The sequence below is a fragment of the Bacillus sp. SYZHCR11 genome (assembly GCF_057196865.1).
This window is the reverse complement of the sequence record NZ_JBXUND010000001.1, coordinates 1,124,234-1,141,561: the sequence shown is the minus strand read 5'-3', so window position 1 is coordinate 1,141,561 and position 17,328 is coordinate 1,124,234. Positions and strand designations below refer to the sequence as shown.

The 17,328-nt window shown below is 45.3% G+C and carries 21 protein-coding genes, 1 tRNA gene and 1 riboswitch; of the genes, 13 read left to right on the top strand and 9 right to left on the bottom strand.

What is annotated here, in order from left to right:
- Positions 1-76 precede the first annotated feature (76 nt).
- The 4 genes from AC2CGA_RS05115 to spoVIF all read left to right on the top strand — a co-directional run bounded on the left by AC2CGA_RS05115 (position 77) and on the right by spoVIF (position 1,596).
- Positions 77-433, top strand: coding sequence for a DUF1360 domain-containing protein (locus tag AC2CGA_RS05115; RefSeq protein ID WP_015388440.1), 357 nt, complete (start codon positions 77-79; stop codon positions 431-433).
- 288 nt (positions 434-721) lie between these two features.
- Positions 722-919 carry a hypothetical protein gene (locus AC2CGA_RS05110; RefSeq protein WP_003154990.1) on the top strand — a complete coding sequence of 66 codons (198 nt, stop codon included), beginning with the start codon at positions 722-724 and terminating at the stop codon, positions 917-919.
- Between the two features lie 92 nt (positions 920-1,011).
- The gene (locus tag AC2CGA_RS05105; protein WP_003154988.1) at positions 1,012-1,179 is read left to right on the top strand and encodes a YjcZ family sporulation protein; all 168 of its coding nucleotides are present in this window, start codon (positions 1,012-1,014) and stop codon (positions 1,177-1,179) included.
- A gap of 162 nt (positions 1,180-1,341) precedes the next feature.
- A complete protein-coding gene (spoVIF, locus tag AC2CGA_RS05100) occupies positions 1,342-1,596 on the top strand; it encodes a sporulation-specific transcription regulator SpoVIF (RefSeq protein WP_003154986.1) in 255 nt (84 codons plus the stop codon).
- A 68-nt stretch (positions 1,597-1,664) separates the two neighbouring features.
- On the opposite strand, the gene AC2CGA_RS05095 is transcribed toward spoVIF, so the two are convergent.
- A complete protein-coding gene (locus tag AC2CGA_RS05095; protein WP_484480143.1) occupies positions 1,665-3,950 on the bottom strand; it encodes an ATP-dependent helicase in 2,286 nt (761 codons plus the stop codon).
- A 120-nt stretch (positions 3,951-4,070) separates the two neighbouring features.
- Here AC2CGA_RS05095 and AC2CGA_RS05090 point away from each other — a divergent pair, with 120 nt between their 5' ends.
- Together AC2CGA_RS05090 and bla (AC2CGA_RS05085) are read left to right on the top strand one after the other, a co-directional pair.
- Entirely contained in the window at positions 4,071-4,325 is a 255-nt protein-coding gene (locus AC2CGA_RS05090) for a hypothetical protein (protein WP_003154980.1), read from the top strand.
- Between the two features lie 68 nt (positions 4,326-4,393).
- Positions 4,394-5,143, top strand: a complete 750-nt coding sequence (gene bla, locus AC2CGA_RS05085) for a subclass B1 metallo-beta-lactamase (protein ID WP_484480142.1) — start codon at positions 4,394-4,396, stop codon at positions 5,141-5,143.
- A gap of 40 nt (positions 5,144-5,183) precedes the next feature.
- On the opposite strand, the gene AC2CGA_RS05080 is transcribed toward bla (AC2CGA_RS05085), so the two are convergent.
- From AC2CGA_RS05080 to AC2CGA_RS05055, 6 genes are all read right to left on the bottom strand, one after another.
- Complete coding sequence (locus AC2CGA_RS05080) at positions 5,184-5,906, bottom strand: ABC transporter permease (RefSeq protein ID WP_014304806.1); 723 nt, start codon at positions 5,904-5,906, stop codon at positions 5,184-5,186.
- A complete protein-coding gene (locus AC2CGA_RS05075; RefSeq protein ID WP_003154975.1) occupies positions 5,899-6,636 on the bottom strand; it encodes an ABC transporter ATP-binding protein in 738 nt (245 codons plus the stop codon). Before AC2CGA_RS05075 ends, AC2CGA_RS05080 begins: the two co-directional genes overlap by 8 nt.
- Complete coding sequence (locus AC2CGA_RS05070; protein ID WP_003154973.1) at positions 6,637-6,870, bottom strand: AbrB/MazE/SpoVT family DNA-binding domain-containing protein; 234 nt, start codon at positions 6,868-6,870, stop codon at positions 6,637-6,639.
- 160 nt (positions 6,871-7,030) lie between these two features.
- Entirely contained in the window at positions 7,031-7,462 is a 432-nt protein-coding gene (locus AC2CGA_RS05065; RefSeq protein WP_003154971.1) for a GNAT family N-acetyltransferase, read from the bottom strand.
- 4 nt (positions 7,463-7,466) lie between these two features.
- On the bottom strand, positions 7,467-7,982 hold the full coding sequence (locus AC2CGA_RS05060; RefSeq protein ID WP_003154969.1) for a YjcG family protein: 516 nt from the start codon (positions 7,980-7,982) through the stop codon (positions 7,467-7,469).
- Positions 7,983-8,007: 25 nt separating this feature from the next.
- Positions 8,008-8,730 (bottom strand): esterase family protein, encoded by a 723-nt coding sequence (locus AC2CGA_RS05055; RefSeq protein WP_043866996.1) that lies wholly within the window; start codon positions 8,728-8,730, stop codon positions 8,008-8,010.
- 174 nt (positions 8,731-8,904) lie between these two features.
- Positions 8,905-9,028, top strand: a riboswitch (SAM riboswitch).
- A gap of 69 nt (positions 9,029-9,097) precedes the next feature.
- On the opposite strand from AC2CGA_RS05055, the gene AC2CGA_RS05050 reads away from it, so the two are divergent.
- The 3 genes from AC2CGA_RS05050 (at position 9,098) to AC2CGA_RS05040 (ending at position 11,593) form a co-directional block, all read left to right on the top strand.
- Positions 9,098-10,219 (top strand): methionine biosynthesis PLP-dependent protein, encoded by a 1,122-nt coding sequence (locus AC2CGA_RS05050; protein ID WP_024085136.1) that lies wholly within the window; start codon positions 9,098-9,100, stop codon positions 10,217-10,219.
- Positions 10,212-11,387, top strand: coding sequence for a cystathionine beta-lyase (gene metC / locus AC2CGA_RS05045; RefSeq protein ID WP_003154961.1), 1,176 nt, complete (start codon positions 10,212-10,214; stop codon positions 11,385-11,387). Before AC2CGA_RS05050 ends, metC begins: the two co-directional genes overlap by 8 nt.
- Positions 11,388-11,520: 133 nt before the next feature.
- Positions 11,521-11,593: transfer RNA gene (locus AC2CGA_RS05040), tRNA-Val, on the top strand.
- Between the two features lie 279 nt (positions 11,594-11,872).
- On the opposite strand, the gene AC2CGA_RS05035 is transcribed toward AC2CGA_RS05040, so the two are convergent.
- Together AC2CGA_RS05035 and AC2CGA_RS05030 are read right to left on the bottom strand one after the other, a co-directional pair.
- Positions 11,873-12,163: a contact-dependent growth inhibition system immunity protein gene (locus AC2CGA_RS05035; protein ID WP_003154958.1), complete on the bottom strand. Its 291-nt coding sequence runs from the start codon at positions 12,161-12,163 to the stop codon at positions 11,873-11,875.
- A gap of 16 nt (positions 12,164-12,179) precedes the next feature.
- On the bottom strand, positions 12,180-14,063 hold the full coding sequence (locus AC2CGA_RS05030; RefSeq protein ID WP_278269527.1) for a ribonuclease YeeF family protein: 1,884 nt from the start codon (positions 14,061-14,063) through the stop codon (positions 12,180-12,182).
- Between the two features lie 520 nt (positions 14,064-14,583).
- Between AC2CGA_RS05030 and AC2CGA_RS05025 the strand changes: the two genes are divergently transcribed.
- From AC2CGA_RS05025 to AC2CGA_RS05010, 4 genes are all read left to right on the top strand, one after another.
- Complete coding sequence (locus tag AC2CGA_RS05025; RefSeq protein WP_003154954.1) at positions 14,584-14,946, top strand: hypothetical protein; 363 nt, start codon at positions 14,584-14,586, stop codon at positions 14,944-14,946.
- 291 nt (positions 14,947-15,237) lie between these two features.
- Entirely contained in the window at positions 15,238-15,624 is a 387-nt protein-coding gene (locus AC2CGA_RS05020) for a VOC family protein (protein WP_003154952.1), read from the top strand.
- A gap of 353 nt (positions 15,625-15,977) precedes the next feature.
- Positions 15,978-16,892 (top strand): class A beta-lactamase, encoded by a 915-nt coding sequence (gene bla / locus AC2CGA_RS05015; RefSeq protein WP_003154951.1) that lies wholly within the window; start codon positions 15,978-15,980, stop codon positions 16,890-16,892.
- 110 nt (positions 16,893-17,002) lie between these two features.
- Positions 17,003-17,284: a putative quinol monooxygenase gene (locus AC2CGA_RS05010; RefSeq protein ID WP_003154950.1), complete on the top strand. Its 282-nt coding sequence runs from the start codon at positions 17,003-17,005 to the stop codon at positions 17,282-17,284.
- The last annotated feature ends 44 nt before the right edge of the window (positions 17,285-17,328 follow it).

The window sequence follows — 17,328 nt, the reverse complement described above, 5'->3', positions numbered from 1 at the left end:
GGACAAGGTGCGATTCATGAAGATCAGGGTTTTCGCATATGTATAAAGAGGTCAAGTTTTGAAAAGGAGTGAACAGGTGGTTATCAATTGGCTTTCATTTATTCTGTTATCGTTTGCCGTTTTCCGGCTGGCCAGGCTTTTCGTATTTGACACCATTATGGCGCCGCTTCGGAGCCTTTTTCACGAGGAAAAAACAGAAACCGCACCCGACGGCACGACAGAAACCTACATTGTCATAAAAGGAAAAGGCATCAGGGCATTTATCGGTGAACTTCTCAGCTGCTATTGGTGTACGGGCGTATGGTGCGCCGCCTTTTTAATTGCGGCGCAGATTGTGATCCCCGAGGCTGCGCAATGGCTGATTTTGCTGTTAGCCATAGCCGGCGCGGCCGGGATCATTGAAGCTGCGGTTTCTCGTCTTCTGCAGGAATAAGGCGGTTCCACCAGCAACTTACCGTCACTTTCGGCATAAACTGGCATATATGACATAAGGAAAGGAAGGATCACCATGAATCAATCAAGCAAACCTTCCCAACACTCTCCATACAAATCAACTGTGCATCAGCCTTACGAAAAAAAAATTAAGAAAAAAGGCTGCGGCTGCGGCCAAAAGAAAAAACCGAAATAGCCGTTTTCAAAAAAAAACCGGAGCTTCCGGTTTTTTTGTTTTTTGCCGAACGCCGGCCTCTGTCCGGCATAGATCATAGGAGGAGGGGATGTTATGAATATATTTGAATCATTCATAAACGGTAAATACCGCCGGCACAATCAAAATCAGCGGGAGCATGACAACTATATCTTATCTATTGAAAAACAGCTGTCTGAGTTTGATGAAGCGGGATCGCGCTTTGAGGAATGGATAGATGTGTTTGCCGCCGAAACAGAAGCGAAACTGAAGAAAAATGAGCATTCTCAATAAAATGAAATGAAATCCGCACCGGCCCTATGCATTTATCCAAGCCAAACAAGTCGGCTCACATAGAGTATAGAGAGTAAAGGAGGTGCTTAAATATGGGATTCGGATATGGCGGATTCGGCGGCGGCTACGGCGGTTACGGCTGCGGCGGCGGCTGCGGATACGGAGGCGGCTATGTCGGAGGCGGATACGGATCAACATTTGTTCTTGTTGTCGTATTGTTCATCCTTCTGATCATTGTCGGTGCATCCTTTTTTGGCTAAACCTTAGCAAGACTTTGGATAAGCGCGGGACCGTTCAGTCCCGTGCTTCCCTAATGTATGAAGGATAGAGAAGGAGATGCGGAATTTTTTCCTTGTCTTACGGGCACACGTTCCGCCCTTTATTCATACAATATCGTATTACTCCACAAAAGGAGGCACACCATGGATAATCAATTTTTCAAAAATATTGAGAAGAAAACAGGCGTCAGCATGAAGGATGTCATGAACCTTGCAGGATCATTGCAAAATGCCAATTTCAAAGATGAAAACACGGTGAGAGGCGTCATTCAGAAGGTGTCCCAGCTGGCTAACAAGCGTGTTCCGAAAGAATTGGAAGATAAAATCGTTCAATCGATTACAAGCGGTAAAGAGAAACTTGATTTTGGCACCATTTCTAAAATGTTAAACAATAAATAGGCGTCAGCCGGCCTTGCTAAAAAGGCCTTTTTATGTGAGAAGAACCCGGCAGTGATCTGCCGGGTTCTTTATATCCTGAGTGCGCTCCGTCTGTCCGTCCGAAGAAGGGGCTCGAGAAATCTTGAGCTGCGCGCTGTTTTTCCCCGCCTGTACGCGGGACAAGATACATATAAATGCTGCATGGCCCTTGTCATGGCGACATACAGGAGCCGTCTTTCTTCTTCGAGCGGAGCGGGATCGCCCTGTCTCGCCGTCTCAAGCGCGAAGTCATGGGGGATCGAGCCGTCAGCCGCGCCTAAAATATAGACTGTATTGAATTCAAGACCTTTAGAGCGGTGAATGGTCAGCAGTTCGACGCCGTTTTCATCGGTTTTCTGATTCTCAGCGGCGCGCATATGATCGACATGCGCAAGAAAATCGGGAATGGTTTTGAATTTTTTGGCGGCCACTTTGACATCCCTGAGATCATCAGAGCCTTTTTCCAGTTTGTTTCCCTCATTGCCCCGTTTTTTTAAATACTCGGAAAAACCCATTTTGCTTTCTGCAAAGGTGATGGCTTCAACGGGCTTCATTGTCCGGATGCTTGCGAAAAACGGAACGATCTGCTTGATCTTTCCTATTTGAAAAGGCTTCAGGTCAGGCAGTTTCGTCAGTGCCTTAATCATCGTGCAATCTTCCGTGATTGACAGCGCCTTTAACGTTTGCAGGGCGGATTGCTTTAAAAATAAGGCGGGCAGCAGATCTTTCACCGCATCCGTATCATCTTCATTCTGACTCGCATATAAGTAGGCGAGGATCTGGCGTACGATTCTGCGGCTGTAGAACGTCTGCACGCCACGGTCGGCATGATAAGGAATCGATGATTGGTGCAGTCTTTCATAAATGGCCCGTCCGGCGCTGTTTGTCCGGTAAAGCACGGCAAAATCATCAGGACTCGCCCCGTTTTGAATTTTCTCTTTCATATCCGAAACGATCATGGTCGCTTCTTCTTCTTCATCGTAAGGATAAAACATCACGGGATTGTGAACGCCGTCTTTGACGGCAGAAAGTGTTTTTTCATACCGTTTTTTATTTTTCTTTACGACGGCATGAGCGCTTGAGACGATCGGATGCGGCGAGCGGTAATTTGCCGTTAAGTAAATGGTCTTTGCTGCCGGATAATCCTTTTGAAAATCAAGAATGAAAGACGGGCTGCTGCCGCGGAACGCATAAATGGATTGGTCGTCATCACCCACGCAGCACAGGTTATTCTCCGGGCTTGCGATCATTTGCATAATGTTGTACTGGACAGGATTAATATCTTGAAACTCATCAATCAAAATATGAGAAAATCTGTTTTGGTACTGCGCGAGAATATCAGGCCGGCTTTGAAACAGTTCATAACAGCCTTGGGCCATGTCATCAAAATCAAATTGCCGTTTTTCCCGCTTCTGCCGTTCGTAATGTTCGTAGAGCCGGTACACTTTTTTCTCCCAGTCGTCCGCAAGCGGAATGGTCTCATGGGGGAGATACGTGTTTTTCCAGCAGCCGATAAGCTGCAGCGCCTGGTCGACGGGAAACTCTTTTTCATCCAAATTTTCTTCATAGAGCGCCTTTTTCACATATTGCTCTTTTTGCCACTCCATTTTTAAAAGCTGGCTGCCGTTCCATTTTGAAGAATCATAATGATAGAGTATTTTATAGAAAAAACTGTGGAATGTTCCGGTCACGAGACGGGAGACTTTTCCGGCTGCCAGCCCGTACTCATTCGCCATCCGCTCTTTCATTTCGGCGACGGCTTTTGTCGTAAAGGTCACAAGCAGCATATTCTCAGGTGAAATGCCGAGGTGTTCAATCATATGGGCGGCGCGGGCTGTCAGCACCCTTGTTTTTCCGCTTCCCGCTCCGGCAAGCACCAGCAGGGGGCCGTCCGTTTCCGTGACTGCCCACATCTGTTCGCGGTTCAGGCCGATGCCGGGGAACAAAGATGTATCAGCTGCCTCGGATGTTGGTGAAAACGGTTCGGCCGCAGGCACTTTTTTCGGGCTTTTCCATTCTGAGACGATCGGTTTCGGATTCTCTGAAATCGCTTTTCCTTTCGGCAGGCGGAACATGCCTGCCTCCTTATACTCTTCTTTTTCTTTCTCCGCTTGTGGTTCCTCGGCGGCGCATGCTTTTTCACAGGCGGTGAAGTCTCCCTTTTGCCGGTGATAAAATGCCGGCTGCTCTAAAATCGAAAGCCGCATCAAGACAGGCTGGTCACAATGTGCGCAAAAAATATTTCCTTTCTGAGCTTCTTCAAAAAGGAATTGGTAATGTTCTCTAGAATATGTATGTAAATGTATCGTTCGGTTATTCAGTCGGGCGCATTTCAAAAAGGGGTCCTCCCATTAAAAGGTGTTCATCCATTTGATAGACAAAGAATATCATAACAAAAGAACCGCGTTTCAAAAAGTAAGATTAAGGGAAATGAAAAGCGAAGGGGAGGGGTACATATGATTTATGCAGGACGGATTCAAAACCAGCAGTATTCTCAATACGCAAACCGGGCAGCGGGTTATAAGCCTGATTACGCCGGCATTACGAAAGCGGCCGCCCTCGCCAATGATAGGGTGTACAGAGAGGTGGAGCGCCGCCAGGAAAACACCGCAGCCGCAGAAAAGAAAATGCATGAGGAAAAACGTAAGCGCTCTCTTTCCCGTCTGCCGCAAATTATGGGAAAAGGCCGGTTGATAAATCAATATGTGTGAAAAAGCCCGGAAATCTCCGGGTTTTTTTGAGCCATATATATGAAAGATGCGGAAAGGAATGATTCAATTTGAGAAAGCTTTCATTATTAATTGCGGGGTTATTTCTATTCGGCCTCTTTACTGCCGGAATGAAACCGGCACACGCGGCGGAGAGCTCCGCAGCAAAAGATGTCACTCTCACACAGCTGGCGCCGCATGTCTGGATGCATACAAGCATCGGTACGGCAGACGGAAGTCCCGTCCCTGCGAACGGATTGCTTCTTGAAACTTCCAAAGGAATCGTACTGATTGATACTCCGTGGAATGACAGTCTCACAGAGCAATTAATGACACAAATAAAACAGCGGTTTCCCAGCAAAAGGATGACCGATGCCATTGTGACACACGCCCATGACGATCGCATCGGCGGGCTGAACACACTGTACAAATACGGTGTAAAGGTGCACAGCACGAAGCTGACCGCCGACTTCGCCCGGCAGCAGGGATATGACCGGCCGCTCGGAGATTTGAAAAACGTGACAAAGCTGCAGTTTGGCGATATGAAAATTGAAACGTTTTATCCGGGAAAAGGGCATACGGAAGACAATATGACCGTCTGGCTGCCTGAGGATAAGCTCTTATTCGGCGGTTGTTTAATCAAGGCTTTAGAAACAAAGGAAATCATACCAACTCCGGGCTTTTATCCGGATCAGTGGCCGCGCGCCGTCCGCAAAGTCATGAAAAGATATCAGGCCATCAGCATTGTCGTTCCGGGCCATGGCAGTCCGGGGGATGACCGTCTGCTGCCGCATACGATAAGCCTTCTGAAAGAAACGTAAAAAAGAAGACCGGCGCTCCCATTACGGAGTGCCGGCTTTTTTATCTCTTCCTGATTTTTATAAAACTGAGCAAAGCAAGTGCAAGCGCCAAAACGGTATATCCCGCTATCGGCCAAATATGCTGATGAAAGGAAGAATAATCTCCGGATATGACTTCCTGAGCCAGCTCGATCGAGTGGATAAACGGTAAGGCATAAGCGATATGTTTGAATGTGTCACCGAGCAGGCTCACCTCCATCCAAGCCCCGCCCAGAAATTGCACGAGTGTAATATAAATCGTTCCGATACCTGAAATTTGTTTGTCCGTAAACACAGCCCCTAAACATAAACCGAAGAAAACGGACATCATCGCAATCGGCAGCAAGACAGCGATACCTGCGAGAAGATTCATCCACTCGGCGGATAAACCGGCAGCAGCTGCTGCGATAAAACAAATGACGATTTGTAAAATGGCTAACGGAAGCATCGGCAGTGCGTAACCGATGACATAATCGGCTGTTTTTAAAGGGGAAGCAAACAAACGGGTCAAAAGGGCGGTCTGTTTGTCTTTTGCGATCAGCAATGCAGAGAACATCGTAAGGAAAGCGAAACCGAAAACAATGAGTCCGGGTGCTAAATGCTGAATTTTAAAGGTATCAAGCGGCGCATTTTTTTCAATCGCCGTAAACAGAAACAATAGAATAACAGGCAGTGCGATTCCAAGGATGATAGATAAGGGATCACGAAAAATCTCTTTGCGGTTGCGAATGGCGAAATCAAGCATAAAGACCCGCCTCTCCGTCACAAATCGCTAAAAAGGCATCTTCAAATGTGGCTGAATGAGTTTGTTTTTTCAGATCCTCCGCCGTGCCCAGTGCTTTTAATGTCCCATTTTCTAAAATGCAAATACGATCTGCCAGTGCTTCAGCCTCTTCTAAATAGTGTGTCGTTAAAATAATCGTCATGTCTCCCTTTAATGTCTCAAGATTTTTCCACAACTCGCGGCGTGAACGGACGTCCAGCCCTAATGTCGGCTCATCTAAGAAATAAATATCCGGTTTCGTAATCATGCCCATTGCGATGCTGAGGCGGCGCTGCATTCCTCCTGATAAGGTTTTGGTTTTTGCTCTTTCTTTCTCTTTTAATTGAAACAATTCGAGCATCTCATCTGTTCTTTTTTTTGCTTCTTTTTTCGGAATTCCGTAGACTCCGGCTATAAACTCTAAGTTTTCCCGTACGGTTAGATGAGGAGCGATGGCTGTTTCCTGCGGGGACATATTCAATTTCGGTTTTATTTTATCCAAATCAGTCAAAATACTGTGTCCAAGCACTGATGCATCACCTTCATCCGGAGAAAGGAGTCCGCAAAGCATATTGATTAATGTCGTTTTTCCGGCTCCGTTCTCACCGAGTAAAGCGAAAAATTCCCCTTTCTCAACTGAGAACTCAAGACGGTCAACGGCGGCGGTTTCTTTATAATGTTTCGTTAATTGCTTCAGCTCAATCGCGTGCATTTACTCATCCTCGCTATCTGCGTCGATTTGCTTAGCGTTTAAAATATCTTTTGCAAACTCGAAAAAGAGTTCTTGTTTAACAAGTGCGATACCTTGCTGGTCATCCCCAAGCATAAGCAGTGAATCCCCCGGATTTATATCGAAAACATCTCTTGCTTCTTTAGGAATGACAATCTGTCCTTTTGTGCCCACTTTAACAGTCCCGAATATGTGTTTTCCTTTTGGTGCCGTCATGTTTATCCCTCCGAAATATGAATTGTATTTTTTGTATGAATTGTAATACTTCGTATACTAAACATACATTAACCTTCCATAAAAGGCAATAAAATTCATTAAACGGTATTGTTTTCATAAAAAAAGCACTCCTGCTATATCAACAGGAGTGCTTTTGATTTTATTGTTTGTATTCCTTTATCATTTCCAGATGGGGGATGCCCGCATCGAGAAATTCTTCGCCGGATGTGACGCGGTATCCTTGTTTTTCGTAAAACGGGACCGCCTGCGTCTGCGCATGTAAGATAAAGCTGCCGGCGCCCTTGGCTGCCGCCGCTTTTTCAAGCGCCTGCATTATGATGGCTCCGACGCCTAAAGAACGATGGCTTTTCATTACGCAGATGCGCTCTAATTTTCCATGCCCGTCTTTCAAGCGCCATCTGCCGGCTCCGACCGGCTGGCCGCCGTCATATATGACTATATGCTCTGACGTGTCTTCGAATTGATCAATCTCTTCTTCTTCCGGAACGTGCTGTTCTTTAACAAAGACCTCTTTTCTGACGAAAAAAGCGTCGTTCAGCTGTTTTTCAGTTTTTACGATGATGGATTCCAAGCAGTTATTCTCCTCCGCCTAATAAAAATGTTTCGTACACAGTCCATGAGCCGTTATCCAGCTGATAGAGCAGGTGAAAACGGTCGATGACTTCTTCGTGGGAAATGTCCTGCATTTTCAGCTGTCCGAGTACGTCGGAATGTTCATCTGACGACAGCTTCTGGCCGACCGTGACATGCGGAACGAAGCTGTATTCCGGCTCGCCGGATAATGCTCCTGAGTAGCATTTCTCACTCAGAGATTTTAATTCCTCCGTCGGCTCTGCTTTCATATATATCACATTATTCACAGGAGAAAACGAGCTGTATTTTGTGATTTTCAGAACGAGCGGATGCGACTCTTTCGCCGTCTGTCTCAGCTGTGATACGACCTGCTCGATTTCCTGTTCTGTCGCTTCAAACGGATCTCTTACCGTCAGATGCGGCGGAATGAGCGCGTAGCTCGGGTCGTAGCGTTTCCGGTACGAATTTGCGAGATCCTGTAATTTTTTTGATGGAAATAAAACAATACCGTATTTCATGAAAGTTCCCTCCTTAAATGAATGGTTACAGCATTTTTTTCAGCGCCGGCGTGATGAGCGGCTGCCAGTAGGTCCATTTATGATCCCCGTCGAAGGTTTCATACGTGTATTCAGACTGTTTGCTTTCCAGCAGCTGTTTGAGCTCTTCGTTCGGCACGGTGAAATCAAGGACCTGGCCGTCCGTCGTGTGAACGCCGGTTTCTTTTTCTCCGATTTGATGATAAACGGAAATCTGTTTGAGATCCTCCGACTGCCGGACGGCATCCAGCACGTGCCCGTCAACATACGGAGACTGCATGATGACGTTTCCAAACATATTCGGATAGTCAATCGCCGTCATGAGCGAAACGGTTCCGCCGAGGGAATCCCCGATCATGGTGCGGCCGTATCCGACTTGATAAGTCGGGTATTCTTTGTCGATAAAAGGAACGAGCTCATTGGCGATAAACCGCTTATATGAGGCGAACTTAGAGCCTTCTGGATGGTATGTGTTTCTTCGCTCCCGCACATTTTTATAAGGGACGCCGATAATGATGCAGCGGTCAATTTCCCCTTTTGACATAAGCTCTTCCGCCTGACGCCCGATTCTCCCTAATCTGAAATAATCATGGCCGTCCTGAGCGATGACCGTATGATATTTATACAAGGGGGAGAAGGTGGCGGGCAGGTAGACCAAAACGGTCATTTCCTCTTCAAGCTCATGGGAGAAAAGTGTTTTCTCATGAATGATTCCGTTTTTTGATACCACTTCGCATTCCTCCAGGCCGCTTCTTGTCTTGATGGTTTTTTCCTATTGTACCATGAATTATTAGAAATTTCTTTCTTCAGATGCACTTCTTGCGAGAGTTCAGATAAATAAAAAGTTGTTGAAATCTATTTTATAGTGCGTTAATATAGAACAATCAGAAAATACAAAACAATATTCTTATCACGAGAGGTGGAGGGACTGGCCCTTTGAAACCTCAGCAACCGGTTTGCTTTGCCGCGGGAAGGCAAAGTGCCAAGGTGCTAAATCCAGCAAGCGATTCACGCTTGGAAGATAAGAGGAAGAGAAAAGCTCCTTCTTCTTATGAAGAGGGGGCTTTTTTATTTTTGAAAAAGGATGGTGCTTACTGATGACGCAGCATGTTGAAACAAAATTAGCCCAAATCGGAAATAGAAGCGAAGAAGCAACGGGAACGGTCAGTCCGCCGATTTATCTGTCCACCGCTTACCGCCATAGAGGAATAGGAGAATCTACAGGTTTTGATTACGTGCGCACGAAAAACCCGACACGCCAGCTCGTCGAAGACGCCATCGCCGTGTTGGAAAACGGTGCGAGAGGATTTGCTTTCAGCTCGGGAATGGCAGCCATTCAAACCATTATGGCTCTATTTAAAAGCGGGGATGAATTGATTGTATCCTCCGATTTATACGGAGGCACGTACCGTTTGTTTGAAAACGAATGGAGAAAATACGGCTTGAGCTTTATTTACGATGATTTCAGCGATGAAGACTGTTTACGCTCCAAAATAACGGAAAACACGAAAGCGCTATTTGTTGAAACACCGACAAACCCGTTAATGCAGGAGGCGGACATTGAAAAAATCGCCCGGATTACGAAAGAAGCCGGCCTGCTTTTGATTGTGGATAATACGTTTTATACCCCGGTCATCCAGCGTCCGCTTGAACTGGGAGCGGACATCGTCATTCACAGCGCCACAAAATATTTAGCGGGGCACAATGACCTCCTTGCCGGTCTGGCTGTCGTTAAGGATGAAGAGCTCGGCGACATCATGTTTAATCACCAAAATGCGATCGGCGCCGTTCTCCCGCCGTTTGATTCGTGGCTTTTAATGAGAGGGATGAAAACACTCGGACTCAGAATGCGCCGTCATGAAGAAAACGCCCGTGAACTTGCAGAATTTTTAGAACAGGAAGAGGAAATCGCCGACGTGTTATATCCCGGAAAAGGCGGAATGCTGTCTTTCCGGCTGCAAAAAGAAGAATGGGTCAATCCGTTTTTAAAGGCGCTGAAAACGATCTGTTTCGCAGAAAGTCTCGGCGGGGTGGAAAGTTTTATTACATACCCCGCGACACAGACGCACATGGACATTCCGGAAGACATTCGTATCGCAAACGGCGTCTGCAACCGCCTGCTGCGTTTTTCAGTGGGCATTGAACATGCAGAAGATTTGAAGCGGGATGTAAAGCAGGCATTACAGCAAGTAAAAGAGGGGGCCGTGTCATATGAGTAATCACAATTGGACGCTGGAAACCCAGCTCGTGCACAATCCATTTAAAACAGACGGAGCCACCGGAGCCGTCAGCGTCCCGATCCAGCATGCTTCCACATTCCATCAGTCTTCATTTGAAGAATTCGGGACATATGACTACAGCCGCTCAGGCACACCGACAAGAACAGCGCTTGAAGAAACGATTGCAGGTCTTGAAGGCGGAACGAGAGGTTTTGCTTTCAGCTCCGGTATGGCGGCGATTTCGACGGCGTTTCTGCTCTTATCCCAAGGCGACCATGTTCTCGTCACGGAGGATGTGTACGGCGGAACATTCCGCATGGTGACTGAGGTTCTGTCCCGTTTCGGAATCGAACATACCTTTGTCGATATGACGGACACAGAAGCTGTCGCCCGCGCCATCCGGCCGAACACGAAAGCCATTTATATGGAAACACCGTCAAACCCGACGCTCGGCATCACGGATATTAAGGGCGTCGTCAAACTGGCAAAGGAACACGGCTGTCTGACATACCTTGACAATACATTCATGACGCCTGCTCTGCAGCGTCCGCTTGATCTCGGTGTAGATATCGTGCTTCACAGCGCGACGAAATTTTTAAGCGGCCACAGTGACGTGCTGTCAGGCCTTGCTGCCGTAAAAGATGAAGAGCTCGGCAATCAGCTGTATAAGCTGCAAAACTCGTTTGGAGCGGTGCTCGGCGTTCAGGACTGCTGGCTCGTATTGAGAGGCTTAAAAACATTGCAGGTCAGACTGGAAAAAGCGAGCCGGACGGCTGAGCGGCTGGCTGCCTATTTTGACGGGCATCCCGCCGTCAAAAACGTTTACTATCCCGGCCTTGCCGGACACCCGGGAGCCGATACCCATAAACGTCAAGCGAGCGGAGCGGGCGCCGTCCTGTCCTTTGAATTGGAAAGCAAAGAAGCCGTCAAAAAGCTGGTCGAAAACGTATCGCTTCCGGTATTTGCCGTCAGCCTCGGCGCTGTCGAGTCCATTCTCTCATACCCTGCAGCCATGTCGCATGCCGCCATGCCGAAATCAGAGAGGGAAAAACGCGGCATCACAGACGGCCTTCTGCGCCTGAGCGTCGGAGTCGAAAACGCCGAAGATTTAGAACGCGACTTCGAACAGGCATTGAAAAAAATAACCCCCGCCCAAGTGAGATCATAAACGAAAAGGGCGCCGTCAATTTTGCGACGCGCCCTTTTTTATTTTAGATAAAAAAAGTGTTGACGAATGAGAAATCAGGATATATAATTATAAATGTCAGAGAGACAACAACATACCCAGCAATACATATCATGATTCCGTAGCTCAGCTGGGAGAGCGCTACCTTGACAGGGTAGAGGTCGCTGGTTCGAGCCCAGTCGGAATCATAGCCAAAACCCTTGCGTAGCAAGGGTTTTTTACTTTCTCTTAATATAGCCGGTTTATCAAATTCGCAAGTTGTTGGCAAACTGTTGGCGAACTTGATTTTTTGGCTCGAAATTTATTGTCCGTATCTCTTATTAGGGTCAAAATTGTTGAAAAGTTCAGCTGGTGATGCCGTCAAGTAGATCCAAACCGCACTGTCGGTATTGAATTTCTATCCGGCCACAAACTTCGGTATCAATATAAAAAGGCCCTCTCATAAAATGGGGGCCTTCAGTGTTCTTTTAAAGAGCTTCTTTTAGTTGTTCTATTACACTTTTCAACCATTCTATAGGTGGTAAGCCAATTGTCGGGAAATATATTTCTGCATTACACTTTATAATGTCTTCCTTTTCTTCTATAGTTAAATCGCTATTTAGAAACTCTTCGCAATACTTTACTGTAAATAGCAGACCTTCTTTACTAATTTCCTCAATAAATTCGTCTAAGGCGTGTTCAGGGGATTGGATATCTTGATGAAATGTTGCACCTAAAAAATTTTCTAATTCATCTAAGAAATCATACCTTTCATCCATGATACTTCCTCTCTTTCTATTTGGTTGGATATCCTGTAAGGATAAAGTTACCGTTATTATCTTTTTTGAGTATAATTTTTGCGTTTGTAACGTTTTCTACTAGATCTGAATTTCTTGATACACTTCTGCCGATTATTTCTCCATCGCCCTTGTATCTTAACATTAATTTAGGTTTTTTAGGATCATCAATCCAATTTTCGATTTTCTTTATATTTTTTGGATCGTTTAAAACTGAATTAGCAATTCTTTCAGCGGTAGCCCTATCTTTAAAAGTAGATGAAGCTGTAATATGTGGGTTAGGATCAGTTTTCAGTCTTTCTATTAATTCTTTATCTGTTTTCCCAACATGCCTTTCTATAAGGTGTCCGCCTTTTGCTTCGTGAGCAGCTAAGCCACCGCCTGGTGCGAGAGGACTGCTGTCTCCTTGTTTAACACTATGTATGCCGTTATTGTCAGAAGACACAGATTTACTGAGCACACTCTCTTTTTTATCTTCAATAATACTTTTCAACAAAAGCGTATTCTTCACATTGTGAGTATTTTCAATATCCTGTGCTATTCCGGCAAGCGCGGGTTGGTACTTATTTTTCGAAACGGAATTGATATAATTTTTTCCTTTTTCAATCCTGGTTTTTACATGTTTTGCCGTCGCTTTTTCACTGGCTTCCAAGACGTTATCCACTTTGGCGGCGCCTGTTTTCGCGAGCTTGCTTGATACTTTTACAGCTGAGCCGGAACCTTTTAGTCCGACGATGCTCCCGATGGCGTAGGTGATGTAATGGGATCTTGAATACGCATCCCCGTTAACCATTTTATCATTCCACGAATCCGCCAGGTTTGTCCATATGATTTTTGCGTAGGAGGGCGTGTTCAATACAGCCGATATGGTTTTAGCGACTTTTTGTTCATCGGAGAGATGGTAAAAATCCCATGCGCCGACAGCCAAATCTTTGACGCCTGTTATGGTGTCTTTTCCCACATCATAAAGGCCGACGCCTATTCCTTTGACGATATCCCAAGCTGTTTCTCCGACTTCTTCGAGCTGCTTTGCTTGTTCGAGCTGCATCACGTATTCCACCTGAGCGGGTTCAAGGTTTTCATAGCCGATCTTCTTCGCGATTTCCAAATACTCATCCGGATCGGTGATACCATCCGCCAGCTTTTTCTTCAGATCCTTGATTTCACGCTCTTTCGCTTCTTCCTTTTTAATCGCCAAATAAGCATCCGAATGTCTTGCGATATCGCCTTTTTTCTTATGGATGTCGCTTTCTCGGTACGCTTTGGCGTTGTAGTGAAGCGGCGTGGCGCTTTTTCCTTTGCCTGTGGCGTTTTGGAGCTGCTGAAAGTCGGCTTGGATAAACTGTTCGTTTGCTTCGGTTTCTGCGTATTCTTTCGTTAGATCGTGATCAAGCTTGCCGAGTTTATGTATGGTTTCGCTTCTTTTTTTGTCGGCTGATTGGAGCTTGTGATCCACGCTTTCGGTGGAAAAGAGATCAAGCGAGATGATGTCTTCGATCTCTCCGAGGATGGAGCGCATGTCTTTTTTCTGCTCTTCCATAATCGCCTTTGATTTACTGAGGGCGTGGGTGAGTTCATGCTCCAGGAAAGATTCCTCCACATGCGAACTGGAAAGTCCGGCATCTTCGACCTTGCCGGGAAGGCTTGTGAGAAATGCGATTTTCATGTCGATCAGATCAAGCCAGCTGTCTGTGACGCCGGCGTGGTCTTTGAAAAAGGCTTTGATGTTGTCAGCGCCCCGGCCTGAGAAATCATTGTCACCAAGATCAGCCATACCTTGAAACGCTTTTTTTAGGTTGACCATCTGACCGCGCAGTTTTTTATATTCACCCGCACGCTGTTTGGCGGCGGCGAGGAGGGTGGTTGCTTCGAAAACTTTCATGACCATATCCTTTCATGCGAAATACTTCAACAAGATATTACCATGGAAGAATGAAGGAAAAGCCAAATAAGTATTTTGAAAGTGCAAAATGATTAATTTGTTCTGGGTAAATTTACTTATTTTATGATCGGGAATTGGGGTAGAGTTAGCTTTAGGTTGAATCGGTTGTTAGAACATCATGTGACGCACTTCCTTTAAAAAGCATACACACACATATTAGAGGGCTGAAATTTACCCGAATGAATTAGGATACGGCGGCCCAAACTGCTTTCCGCATGGAATCAACCTGGGCAACTGGTCAATAGCTTTAAAAACTTCATCATAACAGGGAAGTGCGGCGGGCATTGGGAATATAAAGGAATATAGGCTTACAGCTATGCAGGATGGATGAAAATCCGTCAGACGGCGAAGGAAAGGCAATCTCCCTGTGTTGTGACAGTTCGAATGCGGGGGTATGGAACTTCCCATTCATCCGGAGATATGTCAGAGGGACGAAGCGACTTTTTGAGGAGGAAGCGGAATGATTAAATTTACACGGCCTTCACCTATGAAGAAAACATGTACGATGCACCCGGAAAAGGAATCTGTCAGATCAGTTTCGTTTACTGATTTTAACGGCAATTCTGTAACAATAACCCTTTGTCAAATGTGTCTGGCTGAATTAAAAATGAAAGCCGCGACTGAATACAGGAGCATGACCGAGGAGCGGGCCAAACTGAATCGTTTCAAGATTGGTGATCATGTGTATTTAGAGCATTTGGGAGTCGTCAGCGAGATAAAAAACATGGAAGGCGCTCGAGTGGCAAACAGGACAGACACAGACGGAGTCCGGAAGGCTACCCCTAAGGAAATCGCAGAATATAAAAAACAGGGGAAGCAATGACGGTGAAAAATTATTCAGTCAATTATTTATCAGTTGTGTTACTTATGGGAGCGGGGGCCGGATGTTTACGGATGCGTGACTTACACGGCCGGAGCCTCCACGGTGGAGAGGAGGAGAATTCAAACTAAGAATGTGAATTGATCAAACACAGTTTCATGAATCTTCGAAGGCTTTCCATCCGAAATTTGGGTGCAGTATGGGAAATTTTTTTGTGGAAACTTGACATAATGCTGTCAGGTCCCTATTGTATGATTAAATGAATGGCCAGTAAAATGATAGGAGGCGTTCAATATGAAACTGCTGCAAATTAGACTATTGGTTAATGACTTTAAAAAAAGCGTCGAGTTTTACAAAGATTCATTAGGACTTCCAATAAGTTGGTTAGAGAAGGAAATGGAATATGCACTTTTCGATAATGGAGAAACGAAAATAGAGCTTTTATCTCAAGAAAATATGGCTGAAATAGTTGGAGAAGAAAGAAAATCTTTAGACGGAGATTCGCAATCGAGATTTTTGCTTCAATTTAAGGTAGAAGATGTTGATAAAACGTATGACTATTTGCACAAGCAAGGGATTACATGCGTCAATGAACCACATGATCGTCAGGAATGGCGTGCACGAGTTGCTCATTTCAGAGATCCAGATAATAATCTTATTGAAATATATAAAATGATATAATTTTTTGACCGGCAAGATTAAGGTAATGCGTTTGTTAACTTACCTTATGATTTTTATAGTCTGCAAGAGAAACATATATAGATCCAAGACGGAAAGCCTGCGGACACTGATCATTGCACAGCTCACTATGCTCTGATTGGTGTCCGTTTTTATTTGCACGGAGGTATAACAAATAGATGATGAACACGAAGCGGACATGCAAACATTCAGACGCGGCAAGGGCGGCGCGTTTAATAAGGAGAGGAATCAGAATGCAGGATTTAATCATTCACAGGAAATATATTGACTTTCATCCTGTTTGTAATGTTAATTAGAAGATGTATACAAAAACATTATAATGAGGAGGTCTGGATGTGAAAAATAAAACGGGAATACAAGTTGGACTATGCATTGGACTTTTATGTTTAAGCTTTACCGGTTTCAATCCTTTATTCGGCTCTACGCACGCTGAAGCAAAATCCATAGAAAACACAAAAATGTCAAGCTGTATAACGAATCAAAAATTTGTTCAGCTTGAGAAAAAATTTGATGCCAGGCTTGGGGTTTATGCGATTGATACGGGGTCAAACAAGACAATTGCCTATCGGCCGAATGAGCGGTTTGCTTACGCATCAACTTATAAAGTTCTGGCCGCAGCTGCTGTTCTGAAAAAAAGCTCAAATGAAAAACTTAATGCCATCATCCGCTACAGCAAAGACGATTTAGTTACATATTCTCCAATCACAGAAAAACACCTGGATACAGGCATGAGCCTGAAAGAAATCTCAGAAGCCGCTGTCCGTTACAGCGATAATACCGCCGGGAACCTATTACTGCAGCAGCTTGGCGGCCCTAAAGGTTTCGAAAAATCACTGAAACAGATTGGGGATCATGTAACGAAAGCGGATCGATTCGAGACGGATCTAAACTCTGCGATTCCCGAGGATCGTCGTGACACAAGCACAGCAAAGGCACTGGCAACCGATCTTAAAGCGTTCACTTTGGGTAACACTCTCACGACTGACAAGCGCACGATCTTAACGGATTGGATGCGGGGCAACGCTACCGGCGACGAACTGATTCGGGCAGGCGCTCCTGCAGGATGGGAAGTCGGCGATAAATCCGGAGCCGGAAGTTACGGGACGCGAAACGACATTGCGATCGTGTGGCCGCCTGACAGAGCTCCGATTGTTTTGGCAATCCTGTCAAACCGATTTACGGAAGATGCCGATTATCATAATGCTCTTATCGCTGAGGCTGCAAAAGTCGCTCTTCATGATCTTAAATAAACATTGCCGTTCATTTTTTATGGACGGTTTTTTATATGTTGAGAATGCGGTATGCCGGTTTCGATGTTATAATGTAAAGCCATAAAATGATGGGAAGAGGGGGAGTTTCGATGCATTACATAACGGCATGCTTAAAAATCATCAGTGATAAAGACCTTAATGAAATAATGAAGGAATTCAAAAAACTTGAGGAAGAAACGAACAAAGAAGAAGGCTGTATTCAGTTCCATGCTCATCCGCTCGAACCATCAGAACGCAAAATTATGCTTTGGGAGATTTGGGAAAACGAAGAAGCTGTTAAAGTCCATTTTACGAAAAAGCACACAAAAGACGTTCAAAAACAAGAATTAACGGAAGTAGAATGGTTAATGAAAAGCAATGTGAATGAGTAAAAGGCTTTGTATGTTGTTGGCTGACTCTGCCGGCAACAATCATC

Excerpts from the sequence above, each read along its gene's own strand:
- AC2CGA_RS05110 (WP_003154990.1), top strand. The coding sequence starts at position 722 with ATGAATATATTTGAATCATTCATAAACGGTAAATACCGCCGGCACAAT.
- AC2CGA_RS05105 (WP_003154988.1), top strand. The coding sequence starts at position 1,012 with ATGGGATTCGGATATGGCGGATTCGGCGGCGGCTACGGCGGTTACGGC.
- spoVIF (WP_003154986.1), top strand. The coding sequence starts at position 1,342 with ATGGATAATCAATTTTTCAAAAATATTGAGAAGAAAACAGGCGTCAGC.
- AC2CGA_RS05090 (WP_003154980.1), top strand. The coding sequence starts at position 4,071 with ATGATTTATGCAGGACGGATTCAAAACCAGCAGTATTCTCAATACGCA.
- AC2CGA_RS05080 (WP_014304806.1), bottom strand. The coding sequence starts at position 5,906 with ATGCTTGATTTCGCCATTCGCAACCGCAAAGAGATTTTTCGTGATCCC.
- AC2CGA_RS05075 (WP_003154975.1), bottom strand. The coding sequence starts at position 6,636 with ATGCACGCGATTGAGCTGAAGCAATTAACGAAACATTATAAAGAAACC.
- AC2CGA_RS05070 (WP_003154973.1), bottom strand. The coding sequence starts at position 6,870 with ATGACGGCACCAAAAGGAAAACACATATTCGGGACTGTTAAAGTGGGC.
- AC2CGA_RS05060 (WP_003154969.1), bottom strand. The coding sequence starts at position 7,982 with ATGAAATACGGTATTGTTTTATTTCCATCAAAAAAATTACAGGATCTC.
- AC2CGA_RS05050 (WP_024085136.1), top strand. The coding sequence starts at position 9,098 with ATGACGCAGCATGTTGAAACAAAATTAGCCCAAATCGGAAATAGAAGC.
- metC (WP_003154961.1), top strand. The coding sequence starts at position 10,212 with ATGAGTAATCACAATTGGACGCTGGAAACCCAGCTCGTGCACAATCCA.
- AC2CGA_RS05035 (WP_003154958.1), bottom strand. The coding sequence starts at position 12,163 with ATGGATGAAAGGTATGATTTCTTAGATGAATTAGAAAATTTTTTAGGT.
- AC2CGA_RS05030 (WP_278269527.1), bottom strand. The coding sequence starts at position 14,063 with ATGAAAGTTTTCGAAGCAACCACCCTCCTCGCCGCCGCCAAACAGCGT.
- AC2CGA_RS05025 (WP_003154954.1), top strand. The coding sequence starts at position 14,584 with ATGATTAAATTTACACGGCCTTCACCTATGAAGAAAACATGTACGATG.
- AC2CGA_RS05020 (WP_003154952.1), top strand. The coding sequence starts at position 15,238 with ATGAAACTGCTGCAAATTAGACTATTGGTTAATGACTTTAAAAAAAGC.
- AC2CGA_RS05010 (WP_003154950.1), top strand. The coding sequence starts at position 17,003 with ATGCATTACATAACGGCATGCTTAAAAATCATCAGTGATAAAGACCTT.